The organism is Paenibacillus sp. JNUCC32, from assembly GCF_014863545.1.
In the GTDB taxonomy this organism is placed as follows: Bacteria; Bacillota; Bacilli; order Paenibacillales; family Paenibacillaceae; genus Paenibacillus_AQ; species Paenibacillus_AQ lautus_A.
Window position 1 is genome coordinate 4,919,105 of the sequence record NZ_CP062260.1, and the last position, 24,462, is coordinate 4,943,566.

A 24,462-nucleotide genomic window follows, 5' to 3' on the forward strand; every position below is an offset into this window, starting at 1 on the left:
TCATTTCAAGAAATCGCTTACCCACTTAGTTTACACGATAAACTATCGCTTCATAAGGGTTTAAGGTGAATTGGCCGAAACTCCGGTCCGACCGCTCGTAATTGGTGAGCACCACTTCCGGATGACGGCCGCTCCATTCCGCTGGAAACTGAAACTCCGGCGTCCTGCCGTAAAAGTTCAATACGATCAGATATACCTCGTTCCCTAATGATCTGGAATAAGCGAAGATCTCCGGATGCTCCTCCAGCACGGCTTCGTATTTTCCGTAGATCAGCACCTCGGTGGACTTGCGCAGACGGATCAAGGCCTTATAGTAATTCAGAATGGAATCCGGATCGGCCAGTTGATGCTCCACGTTGATCTCATGATAATTCGGATTGGACCGAATCCACGGCACGACGGATGAGAAACCGCCATAAAGCGTGTCATCCCACTGCATCGGCGTTCTTGCATTGTCCCGGGCCCGGTACGCGATTCTGCGCATCGTCTCGGACACGTCTTTTCCGTCCAACAGCCGCTCGCGGTAATAATTGTAGATCTCCACGTCCCGATAATCGCTCAGCTCCGGAAACTCGACATTCGTCATCCCGATTTCCTGCCCCTGGTAAATGAACGGCGTCCCTTGCATCAGCATAAAAAAAGTAGCCAGCATCTTGGCCGATTCCTTATGATAGTGGACCGGATCGCCAAAACGGGATACGGAGCGCGGCTGATCATGGTTCTCCATATAGAGAGCGTTCCAGCCCGTCCCTTCCAGGCCCGTCTGCCATTTATGCATGATCTGCTTCAATTCGGCCAAGTCCCAGACGGCGTAATCCCAGCGCCCTTCGAGTCCGAAATCGAGATTGACGTGCTCAAATTGAAAAATCATGTTCAGCGCCCCGTTCTCCTCCCCGATCCAGCGGTCTGCTTCGGCGATCGGAATGCCGCTGGCTTCGCCCACCGTCATAATGTCATAATCGGCGAACGCTTCGCGTTTGAATTGCTGAAGAAATTCATGGATTCCCGCGATATTCCGGTGACCGGGATTTGAATCGACATATCGAAGGTTGTTTGGATTCGGCATGTCGGGCAAACCCGGCAGCTTCTTAATATGGGTGATCGCGTCCACGCGAAAGCCGTCGATCCCTTTATCCAGCCACCAGCGGATCATCCGCACCAGCTCTTCCCGGACCGCCGGATTCTCCATATTTAGATCAGGCTGCTTTTTCGAATAGAGATGGAGATAATATTGACCCGTTAATTCGTCGTACTCCCAAGCGGAACCGGTGAACACCGATTCCCAATTGTTCGGCTCGGCCCCGTCCCTCGGGTCCCGCCAGATGTAATAATCCCGCTTCGGATTCGTTCGGGAGGAGCGGGCTTCCATAAACCACGGATGTTCATCCGAGGTATGATTAAGCACCAGATCCATGATAAGGCGCATGCCGCGCTTATGGATTTCGGCCAGCAGCCGGTCGAAGTCGGCCATCGAGCCGAATTCCGTCATAATATCCTGATAATCGCTGATATCATAGCCGTTGTCGTTATTGGAGGATCGATAGATAGGGCATACCCATATGACGTCAATCCCGAGATCCTTCAAATAATCCAGACGGGATATCACCCCTTGCAGATCCCCGATGCCATCTTCATTCGAATCCATGAAACTGCGCGGATAGATCTCATACGCAACGGCTTCTTTCCACCATGCTTTCCGCATTGCCTGATCCCCCGTTTACAATCAAAATGCTGCCCATCGCGGTATACGGACATTAGTCGTTTATTCTTATGAACCGACTCCTGCCTAAGCCGCAGTCTGTGGCAGCATACAGTATTGCCGTTTAAACGATCATATAAGCCTGATAACCATAGAATGGCCATGCCGCGGGGATATGCGGCACAGCCATTCTAAGTCTATCCTCTCACGTATTTACCGGTCAGGGAGTGTTCCGCCGCGATCAGTTCGGCGGGCGTTCCTTCGAATATGACCCTCCCTCCCCTGCTGCCGCCTTCGGGCCCGAGATCGATGATCCAGTCCGCCTGACGGATCACGTCCAGATTGTGCTCGATCACGATCACCGAGCTGCCGTTATCGACGAGCCGATTCATCATGTCCAGCAGATGCCCGACATCCGACATATGCAGCCCCGTCGTCGGCTCATCCATGACGTAAATCTGCCCCTGCTTGTGCAGCTCGCTGGCCAGCTTGATGCGCTGGCTTTCGCCCCCGGACAGGGTGCTCAGCGGCTGTCCGAGGGTCAGATAGTGCAGGCCCACGTCATGCAATGCTTCCAGCCGCCGCTTGATTTCTTTTTTCTCGAAAAAATCCAGCGCCTGCAGCACCGTCATGTCCAGCACCTCGGTGATCATTTTTCCATGGAGCTTGTACTGGAGCACATCATCCTTAAAACGTCTGCCGTCACAGGTATCGCACGGCGACTTGATGCCTTCCATGAAAGCCAGGTCCGTATAGATGAAGCCGAGCCCGTGGCAGTCGGGGCAGGCCCCTTTGGAATTGAAGCTGAACAGGGACGGACTCTGGCCGTTCGCCTTGGCGAACATGCTCCGGATGTCATCCATGATCCCCGTGTAGGTGGCAGGGTTGGAACGGATCGAGGCGCTGACGGCGGACTGGTCGATGACAACAGCCTCGGGATGCTGGGACAGGAAGGCATGGTGAATGAGCGAGCTCTTTCCTGATCCCGCTACGCCCGTGACCACGGTCAATACGCCTACCGGGATCTCCACCGTCACATTGTTCAGGTTATGATGATTCGCATTGGCAATGCGCATATGCCCTGTAGGTACGCGAAACTGTTCCTTCATCGGCATCCACCGCTTCATATACCGCCCGGTTAAGGTGGAAGCTTGGTCGCACAGCTGCTCGACCGTCCCTTCGAAGACAATTTCCCCTCCCCGGGTACCGGCATTCGGCCCCACATCCACCACATGATCGGCAATTTCAATCACGTCACGGTCATGCTCCACGACCAGCACGGTGTTGCCCTTGTCGCGAAGCTTCCTCAGCATGCCGTTCAGACGGTGGACATCCCGCGGATGCAAGCCCACGCTCGGCTCATCAAAAACATACATCATGTCCGTCAGGCTGCTGCCCAGATGCCGGACCATCTTGACCCGCTGCGACTCGCCTCCGGAGAGCGTGGTCGTCTCCCGGTTCAGCGTCAGGTAATCCAGTCCCATATCCATCAAATGCTGCAGCCGCTCCGCTAAGCTGGCTACCATGCCGGCAGCGATCGGCTCCTTGATATCCAGGATGAACGCTCTTAGGTCCCCGATCTCCATGGCCGCACACTCGGCGATGTTGAATCCGTTGATCCTGCAGCTTAACGCAGCTTGGCTGAGCCGTGTCCCCTCGCATAACGGGCATGTGCCGTGCGTAATGAAATTTTTCACGTGATTGAAGGTTCGTTCGGACAATTCGCTGCTGTCTCGCTGAATATACAGCCGGTTAAATTTCAGCACGAGGCCTTCGAAGTCGGACTGCACCGGTCCGCCTTTGGACGGGAACGTCACTTTTCCCTCCTTGCCGTACAGGAAGAGATCCCATTCCGCTTCGGAATAATCGGCCAGCTTCTTGTCGTTATCAAAGAAACCGGACATGGTGTAGTTCTTCATATACCAGCTGTCCACCGAGAAAATCGGAAACCGGACCGCTCCCTCATTCAAGGATTTGGTCGTATCCAGCAGCTTCGTCAGATCCAGCTCCACCTTCTTCCCGATTCCCTGGCATTCCGGACACATGCCCTGCGGATCGTTAAAAGAAAACGCATTGGAATAACCTACGAATGGCTGCCCCACCCTCGAAAACAGCAGTCGAAGAACGGCGTACAGATCGGTGATCGTGCCGAGCGTGGAACGCGAGTTCCCTCCCAGCCGCTTCTGGTCGATGACGATGGCGGTCGACAAATTCTCGAGCGAGTCCACGTTCGGGCGGCTATGCCGGGGAAGCCGGTTCCGAACAAAAGCGGTGAACGTCTCGTTCAGCAATCGCTGGGCCTCGGAACTGATGGTATCAAACACGATGGACGATTTGCCCGAGCCGGATACGCCGGTAAAGACGGTGATTTTTCGTTTTGGAATTTGGAGCGAAACATTCTTTAGATTATTCTCCCTGGCACCGCGAATGCGGATATATTCTTGCGGCATGGCCGTTCCTCCTTTGTGCCCTGTAGTGCTCCTATTATAAAAGGGCATTCATGACATGTACTGTCATAATGAAGGAAAGCTGCTATGATTCCGGTCGAACCCGCGCCGGGAAAATATCAGAAGGGTTGCCGGCCTATTAATGTTATACTTAGTTTATAATGAGTCAGGGGAAAGAAATGCAACATCCTTCCATTTTTGATTTTGGTTTGCCAATATGCATCCTGTCCATTACAATTTACGGAACATCATCTTTCGAAGATTTCATGATTACAGGAGAGTAATGACGATATGAGCAAAAAAATAGTCGCCATCGATATGGATGATACGATCTGCCATCTGATTCCCAAAGCCATCCATTATCACAATTTGCAGTACAAGGATCCCCAGCTTACGCTCGATCAGATTACCGATTACAACCTGCACCAAATCTGGCATCCTGAATGCTCGGAAGAATTTTTCTTCGGAAAGCCCGGTTTGTATGAAGAGCTCGAACTATTTGACGAATATACGATTGACGAGGTTCACAGAATGACACATGATTATGATGTCATTGTCGTTACCGCAGCCCGCCCATCCTCGGTGCCTGAGAAATGGAGATGGCTGCAGAGGCATATGCCTTTTATTCCGTTCGAGAATTTTTTCGTGGCCAAGCGCAAGGATTTAGTAGAGTTTGACCTTCTGATTGACGATGGTCCCCATAATGCGATTGCTGCGAGAAAAGCCGGAAAACAGACCATCCTGATTCCGCGCCCATGGAATGCGCATATTCAGCATGAATTTATTCTGAAGGATTCCTGGAAGGGAATGAACGAGTTAGTAGACCGCATGTTATCCGATTCTAATCATCAAGGGGAAATGAAATGAATATAGACCGCAATAGCCGGTACCTGTCGCAAGACATCCATTTTTTCGCTGCCGCGCTGTCGGAAACGCTGGTTTCCGTGTGGGAGGAAGACCCCGCAAGCGTATACGTGGAGATCGAGCGAGGTTACATTGAATGCTACACGCCGGATGTCGTCCGCATCCGCAACGAAGAAACAGGTTATTTGACGCACTACAGCCGTGATACCGCAATGTTTCAGCGGATGTAAAATACGATAAGAGCCGCTTCCCTTGCCGGGAGGCGGCTCTTTTTATTGCCCGATTTACCTTTTTTGCCAAGTTCACCTTTTAGCTGACAAGACAAGAAACAGGGTTGCGAGCGGGCCTAACAACAGTGACAGCAGAAACCAGTTTAATCCCGTTCTGTTCTTTCCTTGGGCCAGCCCGGCATTGATCAGCGCCAGCGTTCCCCATCCCACGTAAAATTCGTTATTCATCGTATCCCCTCCGAACCGCATTCTATCTGGCTTAATACGTATGGCGGAATGAATCGTTGCAGGATATGCGCAAAAAGAGCAAGGAATGCTCCCTGCCCTGCGTGGTTATAAAAATTATGGCACATTCGCTTAAAATGCCGCGATGCGCGGCTCCGGAAGAAGCCGAAGCTTCCCAGCGTCAGGACGATGCTCACGCTTGCTCCAATTCCCTTAACAGCTGAAATATCTGTCCCCTGTGATGGGACTCATGCTCAATCAGATGATAGATGACCCATTCGGGCGTCACATCGTACGCCTCCAGTCGTCTGGGTCTTCTCCAGTCCGAAAGGTCCATGCCTCGGAAATGGGCAACCAGTTCCTGACGAACCATGTGCATACGGTGGAGATGCTCAGCGAGCGGCTGATCCGGCACTTCGGAAAGACGGTTATCCTCCGTACGGTGATCCCAGGGGAAACCTGCCTTTATTTTCGGGTCCCAATCGGATTCAAGCACCTCGACGTACAGCCAGTCCGCTTCGATTAAGGCAATATGGTATAGCAGTGAACCGATGGATTGCCGGCCGGCCGCCTTATGATTCAGATGCTCATATGGGATCCCGGCCAGCCGTTTCAATATCGTCCGCCGCACGTCCTCAAGTCCCCATATCCAGCGGCCGATCTCCGGCTCAAACCCAGGCAGCGCCTCAACGGTCAACGTTTTCCTTTGCAAGTCTTTCACGCTCCCTCTCATGATCTCATGCACTTTAGGATAACAGGCGGGAGACGCAGGCTACAAGGTAACGTTCGGTTTAGACCAAAATGATCCTGGGGCCCATTGCAGCCGTTCTTACTTCTTTCTGGTCGCAATCGCCTCTGCCGTTTGTTTAACGGCCTGATGCCCGAATACGGCGAACGCTCCCGCAAGGATGCCTTGGATGATATTCTCCACGCTCCAGCCGATCAAGCCGGTTGTCAACAGGATGGATACGACCATAACCACATATACGATGCTCCAATTCGGAACCTTAGGCGTTTGCTTCAGCACGTATCCGATCACCCAACAAGCGGCAACGACCATGAACAGCCGCGGATCGATCAGTTGAAAAATGACGCTCCATTCCATGACAAACCCACCCTTTCCATTCATTTTCTACATCCTATTCCTAGAGCCTATCGATCGGCTTGTACTTATATCCTTATTCCCGCAGGCAAAATAATAGAATCTGCCGATGGAATTCATGATAGGTTCATGGATGGGCAGACGAAGCGCCAATCGCGTATTTCCGGGTGGAGGGAATACAAGAAGGTATTCTTTGAAGTGGCGTTGAAACTAAAGGTCATTGCCTGCCGCTTCAATGATCCCGCAGATCCAATCGGTCAACCGCCGATCCTTCTCTTCCTGACTGCAGTCCGTTGGCAAGGCAAGGTAGTGCTGATGCTCGGGAATCCGGGGTATCCCCTTCTTCATGACGGCATCCGCCCTGGTATCATTTTGGTATTCTATAAAACGAAGATCCCTTCCGTCCAATGTCTGATAGGCATAACAGCTGTACTCGATTTCGTCGATGACGGTCCAGTGATGTCCCTGCCTCCTGGGATTGCACAACAAATGCGTACCCTTCAGCTTGTTCAATGAGTACAGAAAGCCTTGCAGCTGGGCTTCCGTTATGTGGTAGTCATCCAAGTAATACCGCTGCGAGACTCTGTCCGCATTCGTGTCGATGATCTGATAGTTTAGAATAAACGCAGCACCTTTGCGCAGCACCGGATCGAAGTAATCCTTCTGTATCCGCCCCTTATGACGGGAAAGGCGATCTGACACCAGATCATCCATGTTGCTATGGTCCAGGTTATGACCGAAAGTGATCAAGAACTTGCGATTCTTCATGCAGAACTCCCCCTTATATGACCGATATAATTCCAGTATATTCCACCCATTATTATACAAAACAAGGCAGCCTCCTCACCAACGGAAGCTGCCTTGCTCATAAACCTGTTCAAACATCCCCAATTCCAAACCACATTGAATGTTATACCTTACTAACCTCGGCTTCATCCGCTACCGCGGCCTCGGTCTCGGTCGTGGACTGACCCTGCCATAACAGCTGCATCTCTTCGCTCGTGGCGAGCAGCTCCGCCAAGCTTCCCTCCGCTTCGATCCGTCCATCCTTCATGACGATGATATGATCGGCCTTGGACAGAGCCGCCCTGCGGTGCGATACTGCAATGCAGGTGACGTCACGCTCCTTGAACATTCCCTCCCATACCAGCTGCTCCGTCTCCACGTCCAGCGCGCTGGACAGATCGTCGAAGATGTACAGATCCGCGCCGGTCATCAGCATGCGCGCCGTGGCCGCGCGCTGGATCTGTCCCCCCGACAGCATGACGCCTCTCGGGCCGACAAACGTCTCCAGCCCTTGATCCAGATTCTCGATGTCCTTCTCCATGACGGCCAGCCGGACGGCCCGTTCCAGCGCTTCCTCGGCCCGCTCTTTCTTCCCTTGCACGATGTTCTCTCTCAAAGGATCGCTGAACAGCCTTGGAACCTGCGGGGTATAAGCCGCCCGAGGGGGCATCAGGAAGGTAGCCGGATCGACTTCTTCCCCGTTCCAGCGAATCGTGCCCGCCTGCTTGGGCAGCAGCCCCAGCAGGGTCCGGACAAGCGTCGATTTCCCGGCCCCGATTCGGCCGGTCACCACCAGAAACTTGCCGCGCTCCAGGCGGAGGTTAATATTCGATATCCCATTCTCCGAATTCGGATAATGATAGGATAAATTCTTTACCTCCAGCTCTTTGAGCTTCTCCCCCGGCTCCCTGCGAATGAGAGGCAGTTCCGGAGGATCTTCGTTCAGATACGTTTCCCTCGCCTCAATAATCCGGTCCTCCTCGCCGGGGCGGAACAGCGAGCGCATACGGTCAAAGGAAACCTTCAGCCGTTTGTGCTGGAACACCATATATCCGAATAAGGAAATGCTGAACCCGATATTGGCCAGGTACGTCGTAAACAACGCAAAATCACCGACGGTGAAATGTCCGGCCTGCATCTCGGTTGCGCACATCAACAGGATCAGCCCCGTACAAATGCTCAGCACATGCTGGTTCAGGGACCGCATCCATTGTTTGAACAGATTATCCTTCAGCGCTGCCTGCCGGCGGTCCTCATTCAGCTTCGTGAAGCGTTCATGGACATGATCTTCGGCCTGCCCGAGCTTCAATGCTTGAACCGCGCCGAAGGTTTCGGCAATGAAGCTGGTGATGCGCCCCGTAGCTTCCCGGTTCTTCAGGCCGTAACGCCGTGCGCGGTTGCCGGATAAATTGTTCAGGAGCGTGACCACCACGAGCGGCAGCACGGCCACCAGCATGATTTTCCAGTTAATGCTTGCCATGATGACAACGGATACGAGCGCAAAAACAAGGCGTCCCCAAAAATCCACCCAGGACTCCACGTATTCCACCACTTCATCCACGTCATCGCGGAAGCGACTCATCGCCTCCCCTGGAGAAGCCGGCAAATTCCGTCCCGGCCAGCGCATGATCCCCGCCAGCATGTTGGTGCGCAAGATAGCCTGGATATGATAAATATACGTTACCCATTGATAGAAGGCTGCAAAGAACGTCCCCACCCGCGCGACCCTTACAACGGCAATAAAAATCAAAGGAACGGCCAGCCATACATAATCCGTGGAATTCGATGTGGCCCGGTCGAAAAACCACTGCATTCCGAGCCCGATCAATAACGGCAGCGAATGAAAGATGCACCACAATAAACCGTTGATTAAAAATAATGAGGGCCTAAATCGAAACAGCCGCCCTATAAAACCCGTGATGGTCACGCCAGCTCCTCCTCTCTGCCTGTGCTCAGCAGTCTCGCATAATGCGATGCCGGATCTAACGCAAGTGCTTCCCGTGCGCCGAATTCCAGAATTCGTCCGTCACCCAGCACCATGATTTTATCCACCTGCTCCAGGGTAGCCAGCCGATGCGCGATGATGATGCCCGTACAACTGCTCATCAGCTGATCGACGGCTGCCTGCAGCATGGTCTCCGTTGCGGCGTCCAAGCGGGAAGAGGGTTCATCCAGAATCACCAGGCTCGGCTGCGTCAAAAATACCCGGGTTAACGCAAACAGCTGCGCTTCCCCGGCGGACAACGAGGCCCCGCCTGTGGTCAGATGCGTATCCAGACCTTCCGGCTGCGCATCGATCCACTGCCGAAGCCCGAGACGCTCCGTCGTTTCCAGGATGAATTCGTCCGACACGCCGTGATCGAACAGCGTCAGGTTGTCGCGCAGCGAGCCGTCGAACAGCTGCACATCCTGCGTAACCATCCCCACCCGGCGGTAAAGCGCCGGCAGCTTCAGCTTCGTGATATCCGTGCCTCCGACGCGGATGACCCCGCTGTCGATGTTATACAGCCGAAGCAGAATGCGGCTGAGACTCGACTTCCCGCTGCCGGTACGTCCGATGATCCCCAGGCGTTCACCCGGCTTCACTTCGAAGTTAATGTCCTTTAATACCGGTTTATCCGCGTTGTAACTGAAGTTGACGCCCTCAAACTCCAAACCGAGCGCGCCTTCGGGCAGCTCTTCCTGCTCCCCGTTCACGATCTCGCTCTTGTTGGACAGCAGCTCTCTGGAGCGCAGCATGCCGGATTTCGCTTTCTGGAACTCCTGCACTTGGTCGCCCAGCATCTCGATCGGATCGTTTAACATCTGCGTATATTGATAGATCAGGAACAGGGTTCCCAGCGTAATTTCATTGATCAAATAATAGCGTACCCCCAGTAACAGGACTGCGGTAACCGCTAGGGCAAACAGGATCACCGTAGTGTTCCAGGGTACGACGCGGAGCATCCAGGCTTTTCTCCCCTTCAGGAACACGCTGCGCATCAAGCGGTGAAACCGGTTCATGACGTACGGCACGTTGCCATTTGCCTGAACATCCTCGATGCCGGCGATGCGTTCCTCAATCAATCCGAACAGCGAAGCGCTGGCTTCCCGTTCGTTCTTGGAGGAATTGACGCCCATATTCCGGATGAACACCATGAACAGAATGGACAGCAGCGTGAACACCGTCATCACGATCGCGATGGGCAAATTGACCGTAAACATGAATCCCAATATGCCGGCAAGCAGCACGAAGCTGCCGATCACCTGCACGATGAACATCGCAAAGAAATTCGAGATATTCGTCACGTCTCCGTCAATCCGCTCAATCATCTCGCCGGGCGTTTTCACATTATGAAACCGCATATCCAGCCGTAAGCAATGCTTCAAAAGATCGCCGCGGAGCCGGTTCGTCGCGCGCCATGAAATATCATTCCCCAGATAACTGACAGCTACGGTAATCAGCTGGTTCAACACAGCCACGATCAGGAATAATCCCGCAAGCTGGATCAGCGTGGCTATCACGCCTCCGCCGGCTGCCGTGTCGATAAAGCGTTTGACAATCTGCGGATTCAGCAGCTGCAAGCCGGTCGACGTCAGCAGCATGGCCAGCAGCAGGATCAGCCGTCCTTTTACCGGCTTCAAATACCGCAGCAGCCATGACATGGATACCTTTTCTTTTTTGGGCACAGTGCCCACCCCCATATGCAAGCAAGTATGTACGGACCGTCATCCCCCAAACACAGGCATGCCCGGCAGTAAATCATTACCAGTCTACATGAAAACCCCGATCATTCCTAGGTAAAGAATAATTATAATGTGATGATCGTTTATTCTTAAGTGCATAACTGCACGGCCTCTCTGCGATTATATACAATTGAAGGAGCCCCTTCCGTCTTCTCTTCCTATATAAATCTAACGAGTCAATACCCGCTTCAAAAAAAAGCGAATCCGATAATTCAGCATACTCGTATATGTATAATAGAGTGACGTGCAACTTTTTGGAGGTGGGCATAATGAATACTGGGATCAGTGGATTAGACGGACTGGATGAAGAGAAGCTATCAGAAATTCGCGAAAATGCCGCAAGGCTCTCGGACATGAAACAAGAGGTGCCCGTGGAAGAACTGTTCTCGGAATCATTTATTCAAAGACATACGAAGTTTTCTTCCATCGATCACTTGCTGAAGGCCGCTGGATACGAGGGAAGCACCGATGAAGATTTTGACGAATTCATACAAGGTCGCACGATTAACCCGTTTATCGTTGAGCATACCCCATTTCGCAGCTGGCAGGATTTTCAGGAATTAGCCGTATCCGCTTATATTACGAAATGGCTGGGATTGTAAATATTCCATCAGTACCGTACCCCGGGTCTTTCCTCTAATAAGGGAAGACAACCAAAGAAGCCCCTCTAACCTATGTTAGAGGGGCTTCTGATATATTTTTTTAAAAGGGGTGCTTTTATCTTATGCCTCAAATATTAAGGGAAGCTTAAATTACGATTAAAGAGACATAAATTGTTCAACATGAACGCGTCCTTGTGCATCTACATCAAGACACGGCGAGGAAGGCACTTCATCTAAAAGCCACCGGACTCGAGTCTATTCGGTCGTCACCGTAGCCGTCTTGGTCTTGTTATCCCATCCCACCTTGACGCCTAATGCCTCACCGATGGCCCGGAGCGGTACATAGGTCACGCCATTCTCCAGCTTGCCATCTTCGATCTGCTTACCGTTTACAATGACATTGACCTTATCGCTCACCGCAGCAGCCCCCTCTTTCTTCTGAAGTCCCAGGTATTTGGCAATGCCGTTGACATGGCCTCTCGCCAGAGCGTCCAGCACGTCCGGCCGTTTCAGCTTGGCTGCATCCGCTGCCACATCGATAAACAGGTTCTCGGTCAACACCGCAGGCATTTTAGATTCACGGACCATATGCAGGTTAGCCGCCTTCTGTCCTCGATCACTTGCCCCGTAGGATGTAATCGCGCTCATGACCTCCGAATGAATAACATTCTGGAGTTTTACCGAACCAGGGCTTGCGGAGGTATATCGATATGACTCGAAGCCCCCTGCACCGCCGCCTGCGTTACAGTGGATGCTTACCAGGACATCGGCACCGGCAGCGTTTGCCTTATCGGTCCGTTCCGCCAATTCCAGAAACACGTCGGAAGACCGGGAGAGGTATACCTGAACGCCGTCGTATTCGGCTTCCAATCGTTTTTTCACGGCCAGGGACAGCGCTAATACGATATCCTTTTCCTGCAGCCCGTTTCCGGTGGCTCCGGCATCCTTTCCGCCATGTCCTGCGTCAATCCAAACCTTTTTCACGATCATTCACCGCCTTTGTAGGTTGTTGAATAGCCTGGTGGCTAAATACAGCGGAGTAGGCCGCGTCCCTTCCTTCCGCTCATGCTTCCACGTTTACTAGGCAAGGCAACTATAGATCCTACTGCAAGGACGAGTATATAATATAAGATACTCCAATGGGGTACGGTCGGTGTTTGCTGGAGCCTATATCGAATGGCCCGGTTACGGTTTTGAGCTGACCTCTTGTGCCCCAGGCCCAAGCTTCATTTCATCCGGAATCCCTGATATTATGCATACAATGGAACTTTCCCGGAGATTGCCTTCATGTTTGGCTAGGCGGTGATTTCATCCGTGTTACTTCTATTCTAACCGATCGGAGACGGGTTATATGTCTGGATTTGTACTTATCGTGTTCGCTACAGCTCTTATCATTCGTGGTGTCATGAGGATGCGCAAACCCACATGGGGGTCCTTATATAAAATGTGGAGCATAAAGTATGGGTCGGAGCCTGATTCCGACTACATTCGCTATATAAAATCCAGCGGGATTCTTCTGGTGGTTCTGGGATCAATCGTACTCGTATTCGGTATCCTGATGGTTATATTTTGAGCCCCATTACCGATCATCCCTTTAGGATTTAAAAAGCCCTGCCGACATGAGTCGGCAGGGCTTTTTGTTGCGAAGAGAAACGAAATTATACCCAGAAAGAAGCAGTAATGATAACCAACAAGATGAAGAGAACAAGAATCGCTCCCACAGAGTTATACCCACCGTATCCAACTTCGCCCATGAGATTCCCTCCTTTGCTTACGATACGATATAACGTATTCAAAATTTCATGAAGTGTCAGGGCGCATGTACTGCTCATAGACAAAAAATACCCCCGCCAGCCTCTGCCAGCGATCCAAATGTCACTCGGCGACGATATTTCCTGTCCAGTCAGGCGGTAACAACTTATTTTCAATCCCGGTAAATCAAATTTGGCACGATACGTATATAAACAAGCTCGGCAATTAGCTCTATCACGGTTTGAGTGACGATTACCGCTGCTGCAATCGTAGCCATTTCCTCAGGCAGGGTAAGTGCTAAAGGAAGAACGACTAATGAATTCCGTGTCCCTGCACTAAATATAAGCGCTCTCCCATCCTTGGGTCCGATTCGAAAAAACGCCGAGGTCGCCCGTGAAATAAACGGCGTCATGATATGGAATAGAACATAAATGGGAATAACCGCTATGATAACGCTAAGATCTTCATACACCCTCCCGATTTGTGAAGCAATGACTACAAAAAGAACGATTGCCATAAAGGGTACAGGGAGCCATGCGGTTAATTGCAACGATTTTGAACCCTTGGCACTTTTCTTGGCCCAGAACTGTGCAGCCAAAGCAAGAAGCAACGGGACGAAAATCAAGAAGATAAATGCCTCGACAAATGGGCCCACCTTGACCATTTCTGCTGCTTCCGAGCCAAGGAAAAGCCACAAGTAAAACGGAAGCATAATCATCTGTACTACAAAAAGGATCGGTGTGGACGCAAGAATCAATCGCTCATTCCCTTTCCCTAACTGTGTAAAAACAATAACATAATCAATGCATGGCGTCAGAAGCACAAGGCAAACACCAAGTAAAACGGGAGCCGGTTGAGGAAATACCAAGGTTAGAATATAGACGAGAACCGGTGTCAGAACAAAATTCACAAGCAATAAAGCTCCTATAAAACGCCCGTTGGATAAAGCCTCCCTCAGCTTAAGGAATGGAATTTGACAAAACATGCTGAAAAGAAGAATGGCAATCATGAATGATATGGCAGGCTCAACAAACATGCCTATGGCGGGACTTAATAAGCCCATTACTGCACCTAATATCAAGGCTGCTGCATAAACGCCTATTTGATTCTTCTCTACACTCTCCAGTCTAAGCATCTGTCCACGCTCCACTTTTTTATCCGAATTATATCACGGGACCAGCACGGCACTGCTTAATACTGCTTTTGGGGGCCGCGCTGCTATCAGCCATTGCATATACCCTATTTAGCTCTTGGAGAATAGGCACACCCATCTCTGAAAGGGATTAAAGGCGTCCTAACCATAATATTGGCTTATTTGTTGTTAGGCGTTGTTAGTGGCGTTATCGTTATGGCTAACAAGGGTAACTTAAAACCTGAAAGCGGCAGTCCAAGACGATATCCATGTCTTAGCTTACCGCTTGTCTTTAGTTATAGGCCCTAGCCCATTTTCGAATCTTTTAATTAGGCAGCAGCATAGGATAATCGGAAAATGATGAAACGATAAAAGGAGAATGAACATGTACCGCGATCCATGTTACCCTTATCAAGTGTTTGATCCGAGATATCAATACTGGAACGATTACAACCGGCTTCATAGCTTGAATCCTCATTATTTCAGTTGGTATGATGCCCGTTGGAATCGTGATGATGAAGATATTCAAATAACGGATTATGGGCGAGGACCACTTGTACTGAATATTGATCAAGCTGCGAAACAAAACAATACGTACCGAACCGCTTTATGGACAGGGAAGCACTTACAAGTGACCCTAATGAGCATTCATGTTGGAGATGACATTGGATTAGAGGTTCACCCCACAACCGACCAATTCATACACATTGAACAAGGTCAAGGGCTTGTTCAAATGGGCGATAGCAAACATAATTTAGATTTTCAACAAATGGCCTATGATGGCTATGCCATCATGATACCTGCTGGAAAATGGCACAATGTCACCAATATGGGCAGCGTACCGCTAAAAATATACGTGATATATGCCCCTCCAGAGCATCCATTTGGCACGGTCCACGAAACAAAAGCAGAGGCCATGTCTGCTGATTAGAATTTGTTATTCTTAGGATTTTGCTAATTTATATGCCGTTAGAAAACTGAAGCCCGTCAGCTTAATGCTGGCGGGCTAAAGTGTTATACAAAAAATATATAACGAGACTAAAAAACATAAACAGCACGAAATGATGGATAAGAACAGTTTGCTATCTTCACTTTCCCCTCTTTTCACTCCAACAATGTGCATTAGGTATCCGGCACTTACAGACAGCGTTACAAACCCTAAATATAACGTTTTGTGAGAACTGAACCAAACGCATATAACAAAAATAAAGGCTATCCACGTGAATATATATCTCAAAGCTTTAAATGGTCTATCGCCCAAAATATCACCTCAAGAAAAAGTTGCATTCACCTTCTGTACCAACCATTCCATCAATTTATTTCATATCATATCACGCTCCTTCGAAGAAATAAAAAAAGCCGCTCCAGGAGGGAACGACTTCAGTTTACATAAAATCATTTTAACGAGGTTAGGCGTTTTATGACATAAGGTGACGTATTTGAAGTCTATACTGGATGGTAGATTAACGTAACGAAAGGAGCAATAAATCATGGCACGAAGAATAATTTTAGATTTAGCGGTTACTTTGGATGGTTTTATTGAAGGGAAACATGGTGAAGTTGATTGGTGCATTATGGACTCTGAAATGGGGTTTAATCATTTTTTAAATCAAATCGATACCATTTTGTATGGAAGAAAAAGCTATGATTTATGGGGACAATTCACTCCGGAAATTGGACATGCGGATTCCGAAAAAGAGTTTTGGGAATTGGTTCATAGTAAAGAAAAGTATGTGTTTTCCAGGACGCAAAAGGGGAGTGATCATAAAGCAATATTCATAAATGATCGCATTCTTGAAGAAGTAAATAAATTAAAGAATCAGCCTGGTAAAGACATCTGGCTGTACGGAGGGGCAAGTCTTATTACGACTTTTATCAATTTGGGACTTGTTGATGAATATCGATTATCCGTTCACCCTGTCGTTTTGGGAGAAGGAAAACCGCTGTTTGTGGATATAAAACAGAGGTTGAATTTAAAAATGGTGAATACAAGAACGTTCTCCTCAGGCGTTGTGCAACTAATTTATCATTTTGATGGGAACGAATAATATTGCGCATTCGCCAACACGTACAAATAACGGCCCGGTTCCCGAATGACGGAAAACCGCGCCGTTATTGACTTTATGAAGATGCTGGTGAAGGGAATTGAACCCCCGACCTACGCATTACGAGTGCGTTGCTCTACCCCTGAGCTACACCAGCACATGTGGTTCGATGATATTCCTCTCGAAACAACAAAAATTATTATAATACTTCGGCAGCAAAAAGCAAGTCCTATTCTAACGGGAATATCCACCGAATTTGGCGGCATTACCCGCCTAACTTTTCCTGCACGGATTGGATCTTCTGTTTGCTTGAGGAGACCCGGTCCCTGCGGTCGTCAATTTTAACGGAAGTCGATACGCGCTTTGCCCCGGACAGAAAAGGCGCTTCATGCAAAGCCTCAATCGCCCGCCAGATCATGTTAAGCTCTCCCTCGATGATCGTGCTCATCGATGTCAGCTCATAGGAAATCCCTTCCTGCTGTTTCAGTATTCGCTGCATCTCGGCGACATAAGCGCTTAAACTCGTGGTTGCGGTTCCGATCGGAATCACCGTTACCTCTGCTATTGCCATCTGAACAACCCCCCTCGTCATATCTCAATCATGCGATGCTCTTCCATTTTCCAATTCCAATTCCGGATACGGATATCATACCAATTTCGGTCCGCCATATCAAAGCCCTTCAGTTTTAGCTTCACACAAGATATAGTGTATCCTGCCCGCCTCATCCATACGGTAATATCCTATTTTGTCAAAACGAGAATATACGCGGTATCTGCGCAGAAAAGGTCGCATTTGGTCACAATCCAGGAAATCTTATCGCCTTTTGACAGTTTCTTAACTGGCACAATGACCGCTCGTTTGCTATAATTCTTTTTGCGTTCAATTTTAAGAATATGGTTTACAAACACAATATATTGGGTTAAATTAGATTAACAACAACCAAATATAGTGTATATAGGTGCCGGATCAACCCATAAGGCAGTCCGGCTTAATAGGGAAGCATGGTGTAAATCCATCACGGTCCCGCCACTGTAAGGGCTCTTAGGCTGTTCATCATTTTTTTCAGCCATCCTCATACGGCATAGCCGCCGAAGAATCGGATCAAGGTTTTCGGGAGGCACCGCCGGGAGGCAGAAGCCCGAGTCAGAGACCTGCCTATATGCAGCAGACACCAACCTACGGGGCTTTAGGTAAGTGTTCGTTAAACTTGCGTCTGTACATAACATCATGCCCGTTCAAGGGCTTATGTCAAACGTCATTTCCGAATCACAGCGCACGGACATTTTCAAGCCTGCCCGCGGGTTTTAGAAAATGTTTTTTTGATGTCCTTTTTCATATTTCCCCCGAAGAAAGCGAGGAATTTATTCATGCCCCAGCTCGTAGTTAAACCGAACAACCGTCAGCTCGCCTTTGATGAAATTCGCCTCTCCGTCTATGCCGACCGGACTCTGAAAGGATTGGACATGCTCGATAAGGAGCGTCTGCTTCGCGGCGTCAATGCCAAATTGCGCGGTGAGCAGGTTACCGGCGAAGAAATCAGCAGCGCCTTCACGATGTCCGCCCTTGAGCTTGTAACTAAAGAGGAGCCGAATTGGAAGTTTGCAGCTGCGCGTTCGTTTCTGACCTCTTTATATAAAAAAGCGGCTACCAACCGCCGATACAAAGCATACCCGGAAGAACCATACGGTGCCTTCTACCCGCTCATTACGGAGCTTGTGCAAAAAGGCATCTATCGCGAGGACCTTCTGACCAGCTACACCAAAGAACAAATCGAAGAACTCGGCGAATGCATCGATCCAAGCCGGGATCTGCTGTTTGACTACATCGGTCTGTTGACGCTGGCTGAGCGTTACCTGGCAAACGACTTTGACGGTCGCGTCATGGAACTTCCGCAAGAACGCTACATGGTCATCGCGATGTTCCTCATGCATAACGAGCCTGCCGACAAGCGTCTTGACCTTGTCAAGGAAGCCTACTGGGCCATGAGTAACCTGTACATGACGGCGGCTACGCCGACCATGTCCAATGCAGGTAAAAAAGTAGCCGGCCAGCTGTCCAGCTGCTTTATCGATACCGTGGACGACTCCCTGGAAGGAATCTTCGATTCCAATACGGACATCGCCCGTCTCAGCAAAATGGGCGGCGGCATCGGGGTATACCTCGGTAAAGTCCGTGCACGCGGCTCTGACATCCGTGGTCACAAGAATACCAGTTCCGGCGTCATCCCTTGGATTCGCCAGTTGAACAACACCGCTGTTAGCGTTGACCAATTGGGAACTCGTAAAGGCGCCATCGCGGTGTACTTGGACGTGTTCCACAAAGACATCCTGTCCTTCCTGGATCTGAAGCTGAACAACGGCGACGAGCGCATGAGAGCGCATGACGTGTTCCATGGCGTATGCCTGCCCGACCTGTTCATGGAGGCTGTAGAAGCTCGTGAAGAGTGGAGCCTGTTCTGTCCGCATGAAGTGAAGAAAATCATGGGCTGGAAAGACGAGAACGGCCGTCCGCTAGGTCTGGAGGACTTCTATGACCATACTCAAGGCGAAGGCGAATTCCGCCAAAAATACGCGGAAGCCGTAGCGAACCCGCTGCTGCCGCGCATTACGGTACAAGCCATCGACATTATGAAGCGCATCATGAAATCCCAGCTTGAAACGGGTACGCCGTACATGTTCTACCGCGACACGGTCAACCGTGCGAACCCGAACTCGGCTCATGGCATGATCTACTCTTCCAACCTGTGCACGGAGATCATGCAGAACCAATCTCCGACGGTCGTTGAGCAAGAGGAGCTGGTTACGAAAGACGGCCAAACCCGGATCGTGATTTCCAAAATCCCTGGCGATTTCGTTGTCTGCAACCTGAACTCCATCCACTTGGCCCGTGCCGTACCTGCCGGTGTGCTGGAGCGTCTCGTTCCGATCCAGGTTCGCATGCTGGATAACGTCATCGACATTAACAATATTGAAGTTCTGCAAGCTCAATACACCAACAGCCAATATCGCGCGGTCGGTCTCGGCACCTTCGGTCTGCACCACTTGCTGGCGCTGGAAGGCATCCGCTGGGAATCCGACGAAGCCGTTGCCTATAATGACAATCTGTACGAACACATCAACTACCTGCTCGTCAAATCCAGCATGGAGTTGGCCAAGGAAAAAGGCCACTACCCGAAATTCAAAGGCTCCGACTGGGAGAGCGGCGAGTACTTCACGTTCCGCGGTTATACCGACGGCGAGCATGAAGGCAAGTTCGTGACCACCGAACAGTGGCGTGAATTGCAGCAGGAAGTGCAAGCGAACGGCGTCCGTAACGCATGGCTGTTTGCCATCGCGCCGAACGGCTCCACTTCGATCATCGCGGGTTCCACGGCGAGCATCGATCCATTGTACGAACTTCTGTCTTATGAAGAAAAAACCACTTATAAAGTGGCGAACCCTGCTCCGGATCTGTCCGAGAAAACGATCTGGTACTATAAAACGGCTTTCTTGATCGACCAGCATTGGTCCATCAAAATGGCTGCCGCCCGTCAGCGTCACGTTGACCAAGCGCAAAGCTTTAACCTGTACGTCCGCCCTGATATCCGGGCTTCGGAATTCCTGGAGCTGCATCTGCATGCCTGGAAAGCCGGCATCAAATCCACGTACTATGTACGCAGCCGCGCGCTGACGATTGAAGAGTGTGAGTCGTGCGCAAGCTAAGAGTTTAGATTAACCTTTTTCGAACCCACCCAACCCCTCCCTTCCAAGGGAGGGCCCCAAGGGCTCTGCCCTCTGGACACCCGCAAGGTGGGTTGGATGTGAATGAGGCGCTTCTTAAGTTGCTTTAGTGGCTAGGAGCGCTTTCTCCCTGCGGGAACGCTGGAATGCGGCGCGGGGACTTCTGAGTTACTTCGTGTGATTTGTTGAGTTACTGTCTGCTGGGATCGCTCTCCCCTTGGGAATCGCTTCTCATGCGGTGCGGGGACCTTTGAGTTACTTCGTGCTATTTGTTGAGTTACTGTCTGCGTGGATCGCTCTCCCTTTGGGAATCGCTTTTCATGTGGTGCGGGACTACTGAGCTACTTCGTGCGATTGGTTGAGTTACTGCCTGCGTGGATCGCTCTCCCCTTGGGAATCGCTTTTCATGTGGTGCGGGGACTATTGACCTACTTCGTGCGATTTTGAGTTACTGCCTGCGTGGTTCGCTCTCCCTTTGGGAATCGCTTCTCATGCGATGCGACAAGCGTCGAGCGGCTGCATGCGGGGGGTCTCGCATAGCAGGCGGGAATAAGCTTTCTAACTAAAAGACTACAAGGGTAAGGGTATCCAATCGGAAGAGTTTACGTCCGCCTTTGGGAGCCCTTTGCAACCTTTAAAATACATTAAGGCAAAGGGCGGACAACAGCGGCTGGAGATGGATACCCGTCCCGGTGTGGATACCCGTTCCATGAATATGCTGGGAGGTTTCCCTCAGGCTTCGCCTATGCGCCGCCCTATTATGAAATACAAGGAGAGAAAATCGGCATGCAAATGCAAAAGATATTTAACACCGAAGCACCCAACCGCTCCACTCGCGTCATTGAAGGTGAATGCTCCGGGATCCTGAACTGGAACGACATTCGGATGCCTCATATGTATAAATTGTATAAGGTTCTGCTGCTGAACCACTGGATCGCGGATGAAATTCCGATGTCCAAGGATGCGCAGCAGTTCCCGCGCCTGGACCCTGAAGAGCAGCGCACCTTCAAAATCAACATCTCCCTGCTGGCTGTGCTCGATTCCATGCAGACGATGTTTGTCGGCGACGTGAAGCGTTACTTCACCGACTCGTCGCTCGAAGCCATCTCGGCCATCATCGGTCAGCAAGAGGTGGTTCACAACCAATCCTATTCCTACGTGCTTTCCTCCATCGTATCGGAGCAGGAGCAGAAGGAAATCTTCGAATACTGGAAGCATGATCCGGTTCTTCTGGAGCGCAACCAGTTCATCTCGAACATTTACCAGAATTTCCGCGACAATCCGTCGCCGCAATCCTTCTTCGAAGCCATGGTCGCCGACCTGATCCTGGAAGGGATTTTCTTCTACAGCACGTTTGCCTTCTTCTACAACCTGGCCCGTGACCAAAAGATGATGGCAACCAGCCAGATGATCTCCTATATTCAGCGTGACGAGAACCAGCACTGCTACTTCTTCGCCGAAGTGTTCAAGCAGCTGCTCAAGGATTTCCCTGAGCTGAACACCAAAGAGAACATCGACTACCTGTACCGCACCATTGACCGTGCCGTCGAGCTCGAAACCAACTGGGCCCACTACACGCTCAGCAATGTGCGCGGCATCGATCTGAACGAGTTGAGCGATTACATCAAGTACATCGCGAACCGTCGCATCACCATGATGGGTCTGGAAAAAGCTTACGAAGGCGTGGACGTCAACTGCATGCCATGGATCAAGCCTTTCTCCGACGAAGCCCTCAACGCAACGAAAACCGACTTCTTCGAAGCCAAATCCCGTAACTACGGCAAAGTTGGCGACGACAACGGCTTTGACGATCTATAAGTTTCCTTCCATATACACAAAACCTCCGAGGTTCCCTAAACAGGATCCCGGAGGTTTTTTTATGCCTTATATAAGACGGCTGCAATCCGCTCCTCTACATTAAGCGTTGCCCCCTCGCTGCCCATACCTCGATCTCCACCTGAAGGGACGGCATCGCCAGCGCCGGCACGTAGGTCATCGTCATGGACGGCGCCTTCCCCCCGTGGAATTTCTCCCATACCCGGTGGAAATGATCCCAGTCGACCTCCTGAACCGCCCAAATGTTGATTTTGACGATATGATCCGCCGACATGGCTTCCGAAGCCAATACCCGCTGGATATTCGCCAAGGTGTTCTCTACTTGCTCCTTCATATCGGCCGGCAGGCTCCCCTCCCTGTCGGTCCCCACCTGGCCGGAGAATACCAACAGCTCAGCCCCTCTCGCAACCTTGGTTACATGGGTATACGGACCGATCGGCGGGGCGATGACGGACGGATTGTACCGGTGAATCGGGGACGATGCCTCCTCATCGGCTTCATTCAACATAGCCAGTGTCTGATGGTCCTCCCACTTCCCGTTAATCTTCACGTTTTTCCTGGCGATGCCTTCTTTATGGAAGCCGGCCTTCAGGAGCACTCGGATCGAGCCTAGGTTGTGCGGCATCACGCCCGCTTCAATCCGGTGAAACTTCAATTCCTGAAAGGCAAACCTCACCACCATTTGAACGGCCTCGGTCATGTACCCCTTACCGTTATGGTCCCGGTCCAGAAAATAACCGATCCAGCAGCTCTGCAAATTCCCCCGTACCACTTCCGTCAGCATGATCTCCCCGATGATCGTTTCGGTATCCCGCAGTCCAATCATATAGAGATACGCCTGATCCGCCTTGCTGGATTCCCGGGCCTTGCGAATCCGTTCGAGTTGTCCCTCAAGGGTATAGAATTCGTCGTCCCTTAAGCCCGTGAACCGTTGAAAAAAATCCCGGTTATCCACCTCGAGCTTCCATAGCGCTTCCGCATCCGATTCCTCTACCGACTTGACATAGATTTGTTTACCTTGCATGAACATGGTCTACCTCTCCTTTGCTCGTATCATTAGAAACGCAAAAAACACCACAGCGCACCTGTGGTGTACATGCCGATCTATGCAACCACAAGCCAGCGACCTGTGGTGTTTTTAATTCCACTGCTCCCTCATTTTAGTGAATAGCATGAAGGATCCTTGATCGCCGAATATCCGATTTTGGACAGACTTCTCCCGTCATCGGACCGATCAAAGAAAACAGCGGTGGAGTATCCCATGCCTTTGGACAACGACGCCAATGATCTTTTTTTCATGTGAATACTCCTCCCTGCCAAGATTTCAACCATCTATGTTCATAACAAGTAGCTTGCCTTATGGCTCGCTAATTCCATCGTCTCGATTACCCATAGGATACATGATTCTGCATGAAGGATCAAATCCGCTGAGCTACATTCACATGACCGTTCCCTTCGGATTGCCTTTGGACGGGCCTCTCCCCTGCTTGATATGCTTCAGCTGGGCCACAATGATGACGCTGATGACCACCAGCAGGAACCACGAGCTGATTTTTCCGATATGCACCAGACTCCATGTCCGTTCCTGCCCCGGATAGGTCCAGGCCCCGAGAAACGTGGAGATATTCTCAGCGATCCAAATAAAAAAACCAATCAACAGGAACGACAGCACCAGCGGCATGCGCAAGGTTTTTCCGTCAACGTCGAAATACACCATGGTTCTGCCAAACACCACGAACAACAATGCGGTCAGGAGCCAGCGCGCATCCCACACGTAGTGATGGGTAAAGAAATTGGCATAGATCGCCGCGCTGATCAGCACGGTCAGCACAGGCAGCGGCCAGCCGGTGATGCGCAAATTCATTCGCCGCCAAGCCTGGCAGATATAACTGGCCACGCTGGCATACATGAAGCCGCTGTACAGCGGAACGCCGCCGATTTTGCTCCAGCCCTCGTCCGGGTAAGACCATGAGCCCATATGCACTTTATACAGCTCCAGCATCAATCCGATGACGTGAAAGACGCAGATGACCTTCAGTTCATCCCATGTCTCCAGCTTGCTGACCAGCATCCCGATTTGCGCCAAGACGCAGATGAGAAGAATGAGATCATACCGCGGCAAACCCGGAATCTCGACCACCTTGGTCAGTCCCAGCGCGCCGAAGATAATCACCGGAAATAGGCAGGACAAAGCCTGCTGATAACCGAAAACCCACAGCTTCCGTATAAATTCCATAAGCTCCTCCTAGCGCCTGCATTCGTATACTTCACCCTACCACAGACCGCGAATTGAATA

The 24,462-nt window shown here is 50.7% G+C and carries 22 protein-coding genes, 1 tRNA gene and 1 riboswitch; of the genes, 7 read left to right on the top strand and 16 right to left on the bottom strand.

Annotated elements, in window-relative coordinates:
* Positions 1-25 precede the first annotated feature (25 nt).
* Both JNUCC32_RS21800 and JNUCC32_RS21805 read right to left on the bottom strand, forming a co-directional pair.
* Positions 26-1,702 (bottom strand): glycoside hydrolase family 13 protein, encoded by a 1,677-nt coding sequence (locus JNUCC32_RS21800; RefSeq protein ID WP_192569815.1) that lies wholly within the window; start codon positions 1,700-1,702, stop codon positions 26-28.
* A 194-nt stretch (positions 1,703-1,896) separates the two neighbouring features.
* Positions 1,897-4,149, bottom strand: coding sequence for an ATP-binding cassette domain-containing protein (locus JNUCC32_RS21805; RefSeq protein WP_192569816.1), 2,253 nt, complete (start codon positions 4,147-4,149; stop codon positions 1,897-1,899).
* A 288-nt stretch (positions 4,150-4,437) separates the two neighbouring features.
* Here JNUCC32_RS21805 and JNUCC32_RS21810 point away from each other — a divergent pair, with 288 nt between their 5' ends.
* On the top strand, positions 4,438-5,013 hold the full coding sequence (locus JNUCC32_RS21810) for a 5' nucleotidase, NT5C type (protein ID WP_012818875.1): 576 nt from the start codon (positions 4,438-4,440) through the stop codon (positions 5,011-5,013).
* Entirely contained in the window at positions 5,010-5,240 is a 231-nt protein-coding gene (locus JNUCC32_RS21815; RefSeq protein WP_009591802.1) for a hypothetical protein, read from the top strand. Before JNUCC32_RS21810 ends, JNUCC32_RS21815 begins: the two co-directional genes overlap by 4 nt.
* Before the next feature lie 72 nt (positions 5,241-5,312).
* Here the strand turns inward: JNUCC32_RS21815 and JNUCC32_RS21820 are convergent, their stop codons facing one another.
* From JNUCC32_RS21820 to JNUCC32_RS21845, 6 genes are all read right to left on the bottom strand, one after another.
* Complete coding sequence (locus JNUCC32_RS21820; protein ID WP_006208027.1) at positions 5,313-5,468, bottom strand: hypothetical protein; 156 nt, start codon at positions 5,466-5,468, stop codon at positions 5,313-5,315.
* 190 nt (positions 5,469-5,658) lie between these two features.
* Positions 5,659-6,186 (bottom strand): DinB family protein, encoded by a 528-nt coding sequence (locus JNUCC32_RS21825; RefSeq protein ID WP_228468802.1) that lies wholly within the window; start codon positions 6,184-6,186, stop codon positions 5,659-5,661.
* A gap of 108 nt (positions 6,187-6,294) precedes the next feature.
* Positions 6,295-6,594 carry a phage holin family protein gene (locus JNUCC32_RS21830; protein ID WP_009591821.1) on the bottom strand — a complete coding sequence of 100 codons (300 nt, stop codon included), beginning with the start codon at positions 6,592-6,594 and terminating at the stop codon, positions 6,295-6,297.
* Between the two features lie 183 nt (positions 6,595-6,777).
* Positions 6,778-7,335: a hypothetical protein gene (locus JNUCC32_RS21835; RefSeq protein ID WP_192569818.1), complete on the bottom strand. Its 558-nt coding sequence runs from the start codon at positions 7,333-7,335 to the stop codon at positions 6,778-6,780.
* A gap of 142 nt (positions 7,336-7,477) precedes the next feature.
* Entirely contained in the window at positions 7,478-9,280 is a 1,803-nt protein-coding gene (locus JNUCC32_RS21840; protein WP_012818871.1) for an ABC transporter ATP-binding protein, read from the bottom strand.
* Entirely contained in the window at positions 9,277-11,022 is a 1,746-nt protein-coding gene (locus JNUCC32_RS21845; protein WP_192569819.1) for an ABC transporter ATP-binding protein, read from the bottom strand. The genes JNUCC32_RS21840 and JNUCC32_RS21845 overlap by 4 nt, the downstream gene beginning before the upstream one ends.
* A gap of 326 nt (positions 11,023-11,348) precedes the next feature.
* Between JNUCC32_RS21845 and JNUCC32_RS21850 the strand changes: the two genes are divergently transcribed.
* Positions 11,349-11,681, top strand: a complete 333-nt coding sequence (locus JNUCC32_RS21850; RefSeq protein ID WP_009591801.1) for a hypothetical protein — start codon at positions 11,349-11,351, stop codon at positions 11,679-11,681.
* A 255-nt stretch (positions 11,682-11,936) separates the two neighbouring features.
* On the opposite strand, the gene JNUCC32_RS21855 is transcribed toward JNUCC32_RS21850, so the two are convergent.
* From JNUCC32_RS21855 to JNUCC32_RS21860, 3 genes are all read right to left on the bottom strand, one after another.
* Entirely contained in the window at positions 11,937-12,665 is a 729-nt protein-coding gene (locus JNUCC32_RS21855) for an N-acetylmuramoyl-L-alanine amidase (protein ID WP_192569820.1), read from the bottom strand.
* A 674-nt stretch (positions 12,666-13,339) separates the two neighbouring features.
* Entirely contained in the window at positions 13,340-13,435 is a 96-nt protein-coding gene (locus JNUCC32_RS31630; RefSeq protein WP_012818867.1) for a hypothetical protein, read from the bottom strand.
* A 170-nt stretch (positions 13,436-13,605) separates the two neighbouring features.
* Positions 13,606-14,568 (bottom strand): arsenic resistance protein, encoded by a 963-nt coding sequence (locus JNUCC32_RS21860; RefSeq protein ID WP_192569821.1) that lies wholly within the window; start codon positions 14,566-14,568, stop codon positions 13,606-13,608.
* Positions 14,569-14,950: 382 nt separating this feature from the next.
* Between JNUCC32_RS21860 and JNUCC32_RS21865 the strand changes: the two genes are divergently transcribed.
* On the top strand, positions 14,951-15,496 hold the full coding sequence (locus JNUCC32_RS21865) for a cupin domain-containing protein (RefSeq protein ID WP_192569822.1): 546 nt from the start codon (positions 14,951-14,953) through the stop codon (positions 15,494-15,496).
* A gap of 559 nt (positions 15,497-16,055) precedes the next feature.
* On the top strand, positions 16,056-16,613 hold the full coding sequence (locus JNUCC32_RS21870) for a dihydrofolate reductase family protein (RefSeq protein WP_192569823.1): 558 nt from the start codon (positions 16,056-16,058) through the stop codon (positions 16,611-16,613).
* An 82-nt stretch (positions 16,614-16,695) separates the two neighbouring features.
* On the opposite strand, the gene JNUCC32_RS21875 is transcribed toward JNUCC32_RS21870, so the two are convergent.
* Positions 16,696-16,767 (bottom strand) — tRNA-Thr (locus JNUCC32_RS21875).
* 108 nt (positions 16,768-16,875) lie between these two features.
* On the bottom strand, positions 16,876-17,181 hold the full coding sequence (locus tag JNUCC32_RS21880) for an MTH1187 family thiamine-binding protein (RefSeq protein WP_192569824.1): 306 nt from the start codon (positions 17,179-17,181) through the stop codon (positions 16,876-16,878).
* Positions 17,182-17,550: 369 nt separating this feature from the next.
* Positions 17,551-17,784: riboswitch (cobalamin riboswitch) on the top strand.
* 194 nt (positions 17,785-17,978) lie between these two features.
* Between JNUCC32_RS21880 and JNUCC32_RS21885 the strand changes: the two genes are divergently transcribed.
* Both JNUCC32_RS21885 and JNUCC32_RS21890 read left to right on the top strand, forming a co-directional pair.
* The gene (locus JNUCC32_RS21885; RefSeq protein ID WP_012818853.1) at positions 17,979-20,312 is read left to right on the top strand and encodes a ribonucleoside-diphosphate reductase subunit alpha; all 2,334 of its coding nucleotides are present in this window, start codon (positions 17,979-17,981) and stop codon (positions 20,310-20,312) included.
* A gap of 804 nt (positions 20,313-21,116) precedes the next feature.
* Positions 21,117-22,148: a ribonucleotide-diphosphate reductase subunit beta gene (locus JNUCC32_RS21890; protein ID WP_036670897.1), complete on the top strand. Its 1,032-nt coding sequence runs from the start codon at positions 21,117-21,119 to the stop codon at positions 22,146-22,148.
* A 94-nt stretch (positions 22,149-22,242) separates the two neighbouring features.
* On the opposite strand, the gene JNUCC32_RS21895 is transcribed toward JNUCC32_RS21890, so the two are convergent.
* The 3 genes from JNUCC32_RS21895 to JNUCC32_RS21905 form a co-directional block, all read right to left on the bottom strand.
* Positions 22,243-23,196, bottom strand: coding sequence for a GNAT family N-acetyltransferase (locus JNUCC32_RS21895; protein ID WP_192569825.1), 954 nt, complete (start codon positions 23,194-23,196; stop codon positions 22,243-22,245).
* A 125-nt stretch (positions 23,197-23,321) separates the two neighbouring features.
* Entirely contained in the window at positions 23,322-23,465 is a 144-nt protein-coding gene (locus JNUCC32_RS21900) for a hypothetical protein (protein ID WP_176502450.1), read from the bottom strand.
* Positions 23,466-23,604: 139 nt separating this feature from the next.
* Positions 23,605-24,402: a DUF817 domain-containing protein gene (locus JNUCC32_RS21905; protein ID WP_192569826.1), complete on the bottom strand. Its 798-nt coding sequence runs from the start codon at positions 24,400-24,402 to the stop codon at positions 23,605-23,607.
* Positions 24,403-24,462: the final 60 nt, after the last annotated feature.